Genomic DNA, 12,079 nt, shown 5'->3' with positions numbered 1-12,079 from the left:
ATGGTGAACGGAACCCCCTCCACCGCCACATGTTCCACCACCCAGGCACCCCTGCCCCGCCCGGCGGCGCTACGCTTGCACGGGCCTACAAAACACAAAACCTGCACCAGCAAAATCACAGCACTGAAGAATCGTAAAAAGAATAAATGACTCACAGCGACGCCCGTGTCCGGCTGAAAATCGCCGAAGCGTTTCCCGCAGGCCGGGGCGAGGCGCAGGGATGCGCCGAGAGGGGGCGACCTACAGGGATGTAGGATCGCCCCCGACCCGATAGCCGGAGGGAATAAGCTGAGGGCACCGCGAAGCGGCGATTTTCGTTGCCGGGAGCCGGGGTTGCCAGGGGGGAGGCGGCGAGCCCCCCTGGCACGTTCACGGGTGACGTGGTTTACAGAGAAGCAAGGAACGTATGGTGAACGGAACCCCCTCCACCGCCACAAGTTCCACCACCCAGGCCCCCCCTGCCCCGCCCGGCGGCGCTACGCTTGCACGGGCCTACAAACTCAATCGATCAACGCATCAAACGCCACGCGCCCATCCGGCGTTTGCAGCCAGCGTGGGGCGTTGAGCGTGTCGGCGTAAAAGCTCACCAGGTCATACAGCAGTCCTTCCATCACGCGCGCCATCTCCGGCGGCAGGATATTGCTGATTAAAAGCTGCGTGACGGTCTGGCAATAGATGCCCAGCTGATCGCTTTCCGGCTCGAATGCGGGCAGACGGGAAGGCAGATCGTTAAGGGTGAAATGTTCCACCAGGTGCGCCGGAATGGGCTCGTTGAGCGTAGGTTGTAACAGCGCGAGACAGGCACAAAGACGGGCGCACAGCGCCAGCTTTTCAGCGGGTTCGTCGGTTTCCAGCAGGGTGTAAGCAAAACGCTCGCAGTGGTTCGCCAGTACGGTGAAATCCGTGTTGTGCGAGAACGGTACGGTAAATAATGGGTGAGCCTGGGTTGGGGTAGTAGCCATAGTGGCAGCCTCCTGTAACGGTATTTAAATCCGCCATCGGAGAGGTCAATCTCACGGGTGGCGGAACCAGACGAGGTTGACCTTACCGGCGTTACAGGAAACCGGCGCGTCTTGCGACGCCCCCGCCCGGCCCGCCATTGAGGTGTAGCCGTGCGCACGACATATTAATCTATGTCGCCTGTAACTCATACCAGGAGGTCAATCCCGACGCCTGATTTTGCAGGCGCAACAGAAAGATACCGAGAGGGTATTAAAGCGACAACCAGCAAAAACCATTCTCAGAAGCCGCCTCGCAAAAAATCAAAGCAACAATGAAACCCATTGATAATAAATGACTCACAGCGATGCCCGTGTCCGGCTGAAAATCGCCGAAGCGTTTCCCGCAGGCCGGGGCGAGGCGCAGGGATGCGCCGAGAGGGGGCGACCTACAGGGATGTAGGATCGCCCCCGACCCGATAGCTGGAGGGAATAAGCTGAGGGCACCGCGAAGCGGCGATTTTCGTTGCCGGGAGCCGGGGTTGCCAGGGGGGAGGCGGCGAGCCCCCCTGGCACGTTCACGGGTGACGCGGTTTACAGAGAAGCAAGGAACGTATGGTGAACGGAACCCCCTCCACCGCCACATGTTCCACCACCCAGGCACCCCTGCCCACGCCCGGCGGCGCTACGCTTGCACGGGCCTACAAAACACAAAACCTGCACCAGCAAAATCACAGCACTGAAGAATCGTAAAAAGAATAAATGACTCACAGCGACGCCCGTGTCCGGCTGAAAATCGCCGAAGCGTTGACCGCAGGCCGGGGCGAGGCGCAGGGACGCGCCGAGAGGGGGCGACCTACAGGGATGTAGGATCGCCCCCGACCCGATAGCCGGAGGGAATAAGCTGAGGGCACCGCGAAGCGGCGATTTTCGTTGCCGGGAGCCGGGGTTGCCAGGGGGGAGGCGGCGAGCCCCCCTGGCACGTTCACGGGTGACGTGGTTTACAGAGAAGCAAGGAACGTATGGTGAACGGAACCCCCTCCACCGCCACATGTTCCACCACCCAGGCACCCCTGCCCACGCCCGGCGGCGCTACGCTTGCACGGGCCTACAACAGCCCCCTCACCCTACCGCCAGTTCCCGCAAGTGCTTCTTCAGCTTATGATACTCATCAATCACATACTGTTCCGCAGCCTGCTGGTCAGCAATCGGCTCCACACGCACGGCGCAATACTTATACTCCGGCGTTTTGGTAATCGGGCTCAGGTTCTCCGTCACCAGCTCATTACAAGCCCCAATCCACCACTGGTAGGTCATATAGACCGCCCCTTTGTTCGGACGATCGCTCACCTGCGCGCGGGTGATGACTTTGCCTTTACGCGACGTCACCCACACCAGCGCTTCATCCTCAATACCCAGACGCGCGGCGTCCGCCGTATTGATCTGCGCATAGCCCGGTTCATCGGCCAGCGCCGCCAGCGCCGCACAGTTCCCGGTCATCGAGCGGCACGAGTAGTGCCCCACTTCACGCACGGTTGAGAGCACCAGCGGATACTCCTCCGTCAGCTTGTCGATCGGCGCGACCCAGTCGCAGGTATAGAGCTGCCCCAGCCCGTTCGGGGTGGAGAATTCCTTCTCGAACAGGTAATCGGTCCCCTGATCGGCCTCGGACTCGTCCCGGCACGGCCACTGGATATAGCCCAGCTCGCCCATCTTCTCGTAGGTGGCGCCATAGAAATCCGGACACAGATGACGCAGCTCATCCCAGATCTCCTGGGTGTTGTTGTAGTGCATCGGGTAGCCCATCCGCGTGGCAATTTCGCTGATGATCTGCCAGTCCGTTTTCAGGTCCCACTTCGGCTCAACCGCTTTAAAGAAGCGCTGGAAACCGCGGTCGGCGGCGGTGTAGACCCCTTCGTGCTCCCCCCAGGAGGTGGACGGCAGAATCACATCCGCGGCAGCGGCGGTCTTGGTCATAAAGATATCCTGCACAATGACCAGTTCCAGCCCCTCAAACGCCTTACGCACCGCAGAGAGCTCGGCGTCGGTCTGGAGCGGATCTTCCCCCATGATGTACGCCGCGCGCACTTCCCCATGGGCCACCCGGTGAGGCAGTTCGCTGATGCGATACCCGGTATGGGCCGGCAGTGAATCCACGCCCCAGGCTTTGGCAAACTTGGCCCGATTTTCCGGGTTATTGATGTACTGATAGCCCGGATAGGTATCCGGCAGCGCACCCATATCACACGCGCCCTGCACGTTGTTCTGCCCGCGCACCGGGTTCACCCCTGCATACGGTTTGCCGAGATTGCCGGTCAGCAGCGCCAGGCTGGTGAGCGACCGCACGGTTTCCACGCCCTGGTAGAACTGGGTCACGCCCATGCCCCAGAGGATCGCCGCGTTTTCAGCCGCCGCGTACATCCGCGCCGCCTGGCGGATCTCCGCCGCGCTGACCCCGGTGATCGCCTCGACCGATTCCGGCGTATAGCCTTCGACGATCTTGCGATACTCTTCGAAGCCCTCGGTACGCGCCGCCACAAAGGCGCGGTCGTAGAGTTCTTCTTCAATAATCACATGCCCCATCGCATTCAGCAGCGCGATGTTGGAGCCGTTTTTCAGGGCCAGGTGCATATCGGCGATGCGCGCGGTTTCGATTTTGCGCGGATCGCAGACGATAATCTTCGCCCCGTTGCGTTTGGCCTTGATCACGCGGTTCGCCACGATAGGGTGCGAATCCGCCGGGTTGTAGCCAAAAATAAAGACCATGTCCGCTTTTTCAATGCCGACAATGGAGTTGCTCATTGCGCCGTTACCGACCGACTGGTGCAGACCTGCAACCGATGGGCCGTGTCAGACGCGCGCGCAGCAGTCGACGTTGTTGGTGCCGACTGCCGCGCGGGCAAATTTTTGCATAATGTAGTTGGTTTCATTCCCGGTACCGCGGGATGAACCGGTAGTCATGATCGCGTCCGGGCCGTGCTCAGCCTTAATGGCGCTGAGCTTGCTGGCAACGTAGTCCAGCGCTTCGTCCCAGGAGACGGCTTCCAGCTTGCCGCCGCGCTGGCGACGGATCATTGGCGTCTTCAGGCGCGGGGTGAGAATTTTGGTGTCGTTGATAAAATCCCAGCCGTAATACCCCTTCAGGCAGAGATCGCCCTGGTTGGTTTTACCCTGTGCTGCTTCAGCCTTGACGACTTTGCCGTTATTGACCACCAGGTTGATTTTGCAACCCGATGCGCAATAGGGGCAAACCGTGACGACTTTCTTCATCGGTGTTACTCCGTTGGTAATATGTCCCCAGCGGCATGCATTAACTATGCCAGCCTGAAAAATAAAATTAAGTTATTGAAAATAAGAGGGATAAATGGCGGGAAGGGGTCCGTTCGTCAAAAGTGTCGTGACGAACGGACAGCGATGACGTTAGCGTACAACCAGGGCGTCGTAGCCTTTAAAGCGGTAGTTGATTAACGAGATCACCCAGCAGGCGACAAACAGCCCGACCACGATAAACCCGGCGTTACCGAGGTTATCGTTCAGCGCCGCGACGCCGTTCCACAGGCCACCTTCCAGGCCCAGCTTATCTGCCAGCAGGCCCAGCGCTTCCAGCCCGCCGATAAACAGCGCCACCACTACCGAGGTGCCGGTGATGGTCATGTTGTAGTAGAGCTTGCGCTGCGGCTTGTTAAAGGCCCAGCCGTATGCGCCCACCATAATCAGGTTATCGAGGGTGTCGATCAGCGCCATGCCGCTGGTGAACAGCAGCGGGAAGACCATGATCGCCCACACCGACATGCCGCTGGAGGCACCCGCCGCGGAGATCCCCAGCACCCCGATCTCGGTGGCGGTATCAAACCCAAGGCCAAACAGGAAGCCCACCAGATACATGTGCCAGCTGCGGGTGACCAGGCGAAACGCCGAGCGGAACAGCCAGTTCATCACCCCGCCGCGGGCAAACGACACCGTTTCCGGCACGCTTTCGCCGCGCTTCATTTTGTTAAAGCTGCCCCAGATGTCGCGCAGAATAACCAGGTTGACCAGCGCCATCGCCAGCAGGAAGAAGGCGGAGACCGCCGTGCCGATGGTGCCGCCGGTTTCGTGGAACCATGCCATATTGCGGCTGAACGCCGTAGCGGTGGCGGCGATAGCAATGGAGGCCAGCACCACAATCGTCGAATGCCCCAGCGAGAACCAGGCCCCCACGCCGCAGGGACGCTTGCCCTGCTGCATCATCTTGCGGGTGACGTTATCGATGGCGGCAATATGGTCGGCATCCACCGCGTGACGCAGGCCATAGCACCAGGCCAGCAGGCTGGCCGCCAGCAGCGACGGCGTGGCGTGAAAGAGGTAGAACGCCAGACCCCAGGCGAGAATATTGGTTGCGATTAACGCCAGCATCAGCGCCAGGGCTTTGGGATGGTTATTGAAATATTTCATGTACATAGTCAGATCCAGATTCAAAGAAAAGTCGCGGCGGCAATCACTGCCTGCCCAAAAGCCACCGCCCCGTCACCGGCGGGAAGCCGCCCGGGAAACAGCACGGTAAAATCGCTCAGCCAGAACTGCAGACGTTCGCGCAGCAGGCGGTTGTGCAGCACCCCGCCGCTGCAGACAACGGTGGAAAGCGCCCGCCGCCGGGCATGTTCGCCCGCAAGGGTCGCCAGCCCTTGGGCCAGCGCGTCGTGAAAGGCCCACGCCCGGGCGTTGTCCGGCGCCTGCCAGCCGAGCCACTGGCGCCAGAAGGTGGCCATATCCAGCTCGCCGTCGCGCACCGGCATCGTGACCGGGTGGCTTTGCGGCGCGGCGCCCAGGGCCAGGGCTTCCAGCCGACAGGCGGCCTCCCCTTCGTAGCTGATCTGTTCCGGGGCGCAGTTGAGCGCCGCAGCCACGGCGTCAAACAGCCGCCCGGCGGAGGAGGCCAGCGGCGCATTCACCCCGCGTTCAATCGCCCGGGCCAGCGGCTGCCAGGGTTTGTTCAGAAGGCGGGCGGCCTCCGGCAGCGTCCGCCACTCGGGGACAAACGCCTGCCACTGGGCCAGCAGGTTGCGCCAGGGCTGGCGCGCCGCCAGATCGCCGCCGGGCAGCGCCACCGCCGGTAGCCCACCCAGCTTTTCGCAGGTGCGGTAGTTCACCCGCAGGCACTCCCCACCCCACAGCGCGCCGTTTTCCCCCTGGCCGATACCGTCCAGCACCAGGGCGATGAGATCCCCGCCGTCCCGCGGCCAGCCGTGTTCCGCCATGCAGGCCGCGGCGTGGGCGTGATGATGCAGCACCTGATGCTGCGGATAGGGCATCTGCTGGCCGAGCTGCGTGGCGCGGTAGCCGGGATGGGCGTCGGTCACCACCCGCTCAGGGATAAACTGCCAGATGTCCTGAATGGTGGTCAGGGCCTGCTGCCACTGACGTTCGGCATCGTCATCATGCAGATCCCCCAGATGCTGGCTCAGCACCGCCTGGCCGCCGCGCACCAGGCAGAAGGTATTTTTACGATCCGCCCCCAGGCAGAGCAGCGACGGCGCCTTTTCAAAACCGGGCGGCAGGGGCAGCGCATCCGGCACAAAGCCTCTGGCGCGGCGCAGCATTTCCCCGCTGGCGCGCATCACCGAGTCGTCCATACGCTGGACGATATCGCGGTTATGCAGCAGCCAGCCGTCGGCGATCCCGGCGAGATCGCGCAGCGCCTGCGGGTTGGTCAGCGCGGGCGGGCAGCCGTTCAGGTTGCCGGAGGTCATCACCAGGGGGCGATCGAGATCCTGCATCAGCAGGTGCTGGAGCGGATTGGCGGCCAGCATCACCCCCACCTCATTAAGCCCGGGGGCGATGGCCTCGCAGAACAGAGTGTGTTTTGCCACCAGCACCACCGGCGCGGCCGGGGAGCGCAGCAGCGCCTGCACGTCGTCAGGCAGCCACGCGGCCAGGCGCGCGGGGATCATCACCGCCAGCGGCTTGGTCGGGCGACGTTTACGTTCCCGCAGCCGGTTTACCGCCGCAACGTTTTGCGCATCACAGGCCAGATGGAACCCCCCCAGCCCTTTTACCGCCACGATCCCGCCCTGTTTCAGCATCAATACGGCGGCCTTAAGGGCGGCTTCCCGCTCCTCACGCGCCTCGCCGCACACCCAGCTGACCTGCGGCCCGCAGTCCGGACAGGCCACCGGCTGGGCGTGAAAGCGCCGGTCCGCCGGGTTGCGGTACTCCGCCTCGCAGGCCGGACAGAGCGCAAACCCCGCCATGGTGGTGGCCGGGCGATCGTAGGGCATCGCCCGGATAATGGTGAAGCGCGGCCCGCAGTGGGTGCAGTTGATAAACGGGTAGCGGTAGCGGCGCTCGCGCGGGTCGTTCATCTCCGCCAGACAGGCCGGACAGGTGGCGGCATCCGGCACCACCTGGGTGGTCATCTGGCTGTGGGCGCTGGCACGAATGGTAAAATCCATCGGGGTCTGCGCCCAGCGCCAGGGCTGCTCCTGGATATCGTCGATACGCGCCAGCGGCGGGCAGCCGACGGCAAGCTGGCGGATAAAGGCCTGCGCCCCACCGACGAGACGCACCTCCACCCCTGCCCCGTCGTTGCAGACGTCGCCCCTGAGCCCCAGCTGCTGGGCCACCTGCCAGACCCAGGGGCGAAACCCGACGCCCTGGACTTTGCCGCGAATGCGCACCCGCGTGCCGTTTGTACTCATTTAACTCTCCACCGCCTCACGCAGGCGGGTTTTCATGTCGCGATAGGTGGTCTGGGCGTAGCGTTCCGCCCAGGGCTGATCGGCGATGGCGTCGATTTTGACGGCGCAGTATTTGGTTTCCGGCGTTTTCGAGACCGGGTCGAGATTGTCCTGGGTCAGCTCGTTACAGGCCCCGATCCACCACTGATAGGTCATGTACACCGCCCCCTGGTTGATGCGCTCGTTGACGTCCGCCCGGCTGATCACCTTCCCGCGGCGGGAGCTGACCCACACCAGCTGGCGATCCTGAACGCCCAGTTTTGCCGCATCCTGCGGGTTCATCTGCACAAAGCCCGGCTCGTCCGCCAGGGCCTGCAGCGCGGCGCAGTTGCCGGTCATGGAGCGGCAGGAGTAGTGCCCCACCTCGCGCACGGTGCAGAGCACCAGCGGGTATTCATCGTCTGGCACTTCCGCCGGCTTGCGCCACGGGGCGGCAAAAAGCTGGCCTTTGCCGTTCGGGGTGTCGAAGCGGTTATCCGCATAGAGCCACGGCGTGCCGGGATGATCGAGGGTCGGGCAAGGCCACTGGACGTGCCCCATCTCGCCCATTTTTTCCCAGGTGACGCCGTAGAAGAGCGGGCAGAGCTCGCGCATCTCGTCCCAGATCTGCTGGTTGTCGCGATAGTGCATCGGATAGCCCATCTCTGTGGCGATCAGGCTGATGATCTCCCAGTCGCGCTTGACGTTGCCTTTTGGCTCAACGGCTTTTTCAAAGCGCTGGAAGCCGCGGTCGGCGCAGGTAAAGACCCCGCCATGCTCGCCCCAGGAGGTGGCGGGCAGCAGCACGTCCGCCGCCTCGGCGGTTTTGGTCATGAAGATGTCCTGCACCACCACAAAATCGAGGGCGTCAAAGCCTTTGCGCACCAGGCCCAGGTCCGCCTCGGTCTGGAGCGGATCTTCCCCCATGATGTAGTACGCTTTGACCTTGCCCTCCAGGGCGAGGTGCGGCACCTCGGTGATACGCACGCCCACCTGGTCATCCATCCGCTGGGGATCGACACCCCACGCCCGGGCGAACTTCTCCCGCACCTGCGGGTCGGTCACATCCTGATAGCCGGGGAACTGGTTGGGTATGACCCCCATGTCGCAGGCCCCCTGGACGTTGTTCTGACCGCGCACCGGGCCGACGCCGCAGTGTTCGCGCCCGAGGTTGCCGGTGAGCAGCGCCAGGGTTGAGAGCCCTTTCACCACGTCCACCGCCTGCCCGAACTGGGTGACGCCCATCCCCCACATGACGGTGGCGGATGGCGCGGCGGCGTAGATGCGCATCGCATCGCGGATCTGCCGGGCGCTGACGCCGGTAATGCCCTCGACGTTTTCCGGGGCGTACTCGCGCACCGTCTCGCGCAGCCTCTCCAGCCCGTCGGTGTAGCGCGCCACGTAGTCGCTGTTGTAGAGGTTCTCCTCCAGCAGCGTATAAATGAAGGCATTCACCAGCGCCATATTGCAGCCGTTGTTGATCTGCAGATGGCGGTCGGCGATGCGCGCGGTCTCGATTTTGCGCGGATCGCAGACGATCACCTTCGCGCCGTGCTGTTTCGCCTTGATCACCCGCCGGGCGACGATCGGGTGCGAGTCGGCGCAGTTGTAGCCGAAGATCAGCAGACATTTTGAGTGCTCGATATCGCTGATGGAGTTGCTCATCGCCCCGTTGCCGAGCGTCTCCTGCAGCCCGGCCACGCTCGGGCCGTGACACACCCGGGCGCAGCAGTCGACGTTGTTGGTGTTGAGCACCCCGCGGGCAAACTTCTGCATCACGTAGTTGGTTTCGTTCCCCGTTCCGCGGGACGAGCCGGTGGTCATGATGGCCCGCGGGCCATACTTCGCCTTGATCTCCCCCAGCCGCTTCGCGGTATAGCGTATGGCCTCCTCCCAGGAGACCGGCACAAACTTGCCGCCCTTCTGGTAGCGGATCATCGGCTGCGTGAGGCGCGGCGTCAGGATGCGGGTGTCGTTGAGAAAGTCCCAGCCGTAATAGCCCTTCAGGCACAACTGGTTCTGGTTGGTCACCCCCTCTGCCGCTTCGGCACGGACGATCTTATTGTTCTCAACGACGAGTTTTAATTTGCAGCCCGCACCGCAGTAAGGGCAAACGCTGGTGATTTTTTTCATCAGTAACAGACCTGCTAAAAGTGAAAAGAGAAAATGCTTACAGCATCATGGAAGAGACAGTGTCCAGCGCCGCCCGACGGCGTTTCTCCTGGCTCAGCTGCTCAAGTTTTTGCCTGTCGATGCAGACAATGGCGTTGGTCGGACAGGCCTGCACGCAGGCCGGACCGTCCGGCTGGTGGTAGCAGAGGTCGCACTTATTGGCTTCGGCCTTCTCCGACATCACGTTCAGCCCGCTACCGATGCTGCGCACAACCGGACGCAGGACCACTTCCATCGCGCCGTATGGGCAGGCGACCACGCAGGTTTTGCAGCCGATGCAGCGCTCCTGGTGGACGTGAACAAAATCGTTATCGCGAGCGATCGCCCCATTCGGGCAGACGGTGGCGCAGGGAGCATCTTCGCACTGGCGGCACATAGTGGCGGTGGAGACGTTGACGCCTTTGATGACGTGAATACGCGGCAGGAAGTTCTGCGGGGTTAGCGAGGCGCAGTCCTGGGTGTCGTGGTGGGACACCACGCAGGCCACTTCACAGGTACGACAGCCGATGCATTTGCTGGCATCGGCAATGATAAAGCGATTCATCCTTTAACTCCGGCTAGGTAATAAGCGGGATGGGGTATGCATAAATCGCGCCAGAAATTATGATGTTGAATTTAAAGGGGTTTAGTGTGGGATGTTGATGTCATCGTCAGAAGTGACGATGACAGAATTGCACTTTTACTTAGAATGATGAACTCGCTCATGCACAGCATCGATCATTCCATGAGTCACGGTAGATAATATTCCCATCTGTATATTTCCAAGTGATCGCCTCGTAACGTAACTCCAGCGTTTCAAGATGAGTACTACTCATTCCATTCGGAGCCAGATAGGGTGCAACAGTTGTAAATTTCACATTCTCCAGAATGATATTAAAATATTCAGCCTCAATACCTGAATCAACGATTCTGTACATCTTAATTGTGGCTTTCTTCATCGTTCTTCCTTCACATACTGCCCGATAAAGAAGAGGCGTGGTCCGGTCGAACTCTTTTACTATAGTGACGGGGCGATGGACACGCGTCCCGGTAAGCTTTCCCAGATTCGGATCCACCGGAATGGTGACACCGTGGGAGAACGACTTAAGCTCAATTGAGCCTAACCGTAGCGGCATAATACAGCCACCTACAACTGGAGAGCCATTTTCATCTTCAAGCCATAAATGGGCGGGTGTAGACATATAACGTCCTTATTATTTCAAAAATTTAAATTGAGCTTTACCACTTAATGAAAATCAGAACAACTAAAAAAAACACAGGTATAGGCCATAAAGGACCGTTTGGAAAAAAATGTATCAGCACCAATGCGAACAATATTGTTAAAATGGACGGGCCATAGTCGGCAAGTAAAGACCTAAACATCCGCCTGAATATCCTGTATATAATATTCATCATTATCTAATCATCTTAGTGATGAGCTCGGCTATGTCGCTATCCGATGTTGAATGAGAGAATGCTCCGGCTCGTTCAAATAATGGTTCTACCAGGAAATACATCATTTCAAGCTCCCGTGAGTACAACGCTGCGTAATAGGCTGGAGAGACATATTTCAGACGTTGCGCACTGTCAGCCGCTCTCTGAATAACTCCATATATACCCGCAACGGCAACAACCCCTCCGGCCTTGCGGCCGACCAAAGCTCTCATTTCAAGCCTCAGGTTCATTCCAATAGCGACGCAGTAAGCGACCGCTAACGCGAACCCTGCGTTGGTAAAAGAACTTGCAGCTATATAAACATTTGCCGCCATTAACTTATTCTTGATGTTCTCTAACTGTTCTGACGTTTTGTACTGAAATATCTGCTCAAAATAAATACGAAGCATTTCATAAGCAATATTATTATTCTGAAAGAGGTGAACAACGCCATTTTTAAAACGAATATCTTCACTCTTTTGGTTTCTACATACATCCTGATAATCATCAGTAAAACAGGATGTGTAATAAAGGGCTCGTTTAGCACCGGCGCCTATAGTTTCTATCTGCCTTGAAACCACTTCTCTAACGCCTGTTAGTGCACGATCGAGCTTTAACGCAAGAATATTGTTTGCTTGTAAATAGCTAATAACGTCATTGTTATAATTCATAGCCGCCCTGGCAATTTAGCTTAAGTCAAACCAGCGAGTATAAGAGGTAAAATTTAATGAGTAAATAAGCAAACTATATTTTGCATCTAATAAGTTCATATGAGAACTTTTAAACGTTCTGGGTAATAGTTATGGCATTTATAGGAGCTGTCATCGACATAAGTAACGACGTCAGTTTTGATGTTTTCGC

General features: G+C 59.6%; 8 protein-coding genes. All 8 read right to left on the bottom strand.

The features are described from left to right. Positions 1 to 500: 500 nt before the first annotated feature. Positions 501 to 962, bottom strand: a complete 462-nt coding sequence (locus C2U54_RS10760) for a hypothetical protein (RefSeq protein ID WP_103178617.1) — start codon at positions 960 to 962, stop codon at positions 501 to 503. A 1,098-nt stretch (positions 963 to 2,060) separates the two neighbouring features. Then, complete coding sequence (fdhF, locus tag C2U54_RS10745) at positions 2,061 to 4,208, bottom strand: formate dehydrogenase subunit alpha (RefSeq protein ID WP_103178616.1); 2,148 nt, start codon at positions 4,206 to 4,208, stop codon at positions 2,061 to 2,063. Between the two features lie 150 nt (positions 4,209 to 4,358). After that, the gene (locus tag C2U54_RS10740) at positions 4,359 to 5,378 is read right to left on the bottom strand and encodes a HoxN/HupN/NixA family nickel/cobalt transporter (protein WP_103178615.1); all 1,020 of its coding nucleotides are present in this window, start codon (positions 5,376 to 5,378) and stop codon (positions 4,359 to 4,361) included. Positions 5,379 to 5,392: 14 nt separating this feature from the next. Then, positions 5,393 to 7,615 (bottom strand): carbamoyltransferase HypF, encoded by a 2,223-nt coding sequence (gene hypF / locus C2U54_RS10735; RefSeq protein WP_103178614.1) that lies wholly within the window; start codon positions 7,613 to 7,615, stop codon positions 5,393 to 5,395. After that, positions 7,616 to 9,766 carry a formate dehydrogenase subunit alpha gene (gene fdhF / locus C2U54_RS10730; protein WP_103178613.1) on the bottom strand — a complete coding sequence of 717 codons (2,151 nt, stop codon included), beginning with the start codon at positions 9,764 to 9,766 and terminating at the stop codon, positions 7,616 to 7,618. It abuts the gene before it with no gap. 37 nt (positions 9,767 to 9,803) lie between these two features. After that, positions 9,804 to 10,349, bottom strand: a complete 546-nt coding sequence (gene hydN, locus C2U54_RS10725) for an electron transport protein HydN (RefSeq protein WP_103178612.1) — start codon at positions 10,347 to 10,349, stop codon at positions 9,804 to 9,806. Positions 10,350 to 10,506: 157 nt separating this feature from the next. Then, a complete protein-coding gene (locus tag C2U54_RS10720) occupies positions 10,507 to 10,986 on the bottom strand; it encodes an Hcp family type VI secretion system effector (RefSeq protein WP_103178611.1) in 480 nt (159 codons plus the stop codon). Positions 10,987 to 11,199: 213 nt separating this feature from the next. Next, a complete protein-coding gene (locus C2U54_RS10715) occupies positions 11,200 to 11,889 on the bottom strand; it encodes a hypothetical protein (RefSeq protein ID WP_103178610.1) in 690 nt (229 codons plus the stop codon). Positions 11,890 to 12,079: the final 190 nt, after the last annotated feature.

Source organism: Leclercia sp. LSNIH1 (assembly GCF_002902985.1).
GTDB lineage: Bacteria > Pseudomonadota > Gammaproteobacteria > Enterobacterales > Enterobacteriaceae > Enterobacter.
Note: the sequence above shows the minus strand (reverse complement) of the source record. Positions and strands in the feature narration are given on the sequence as shown.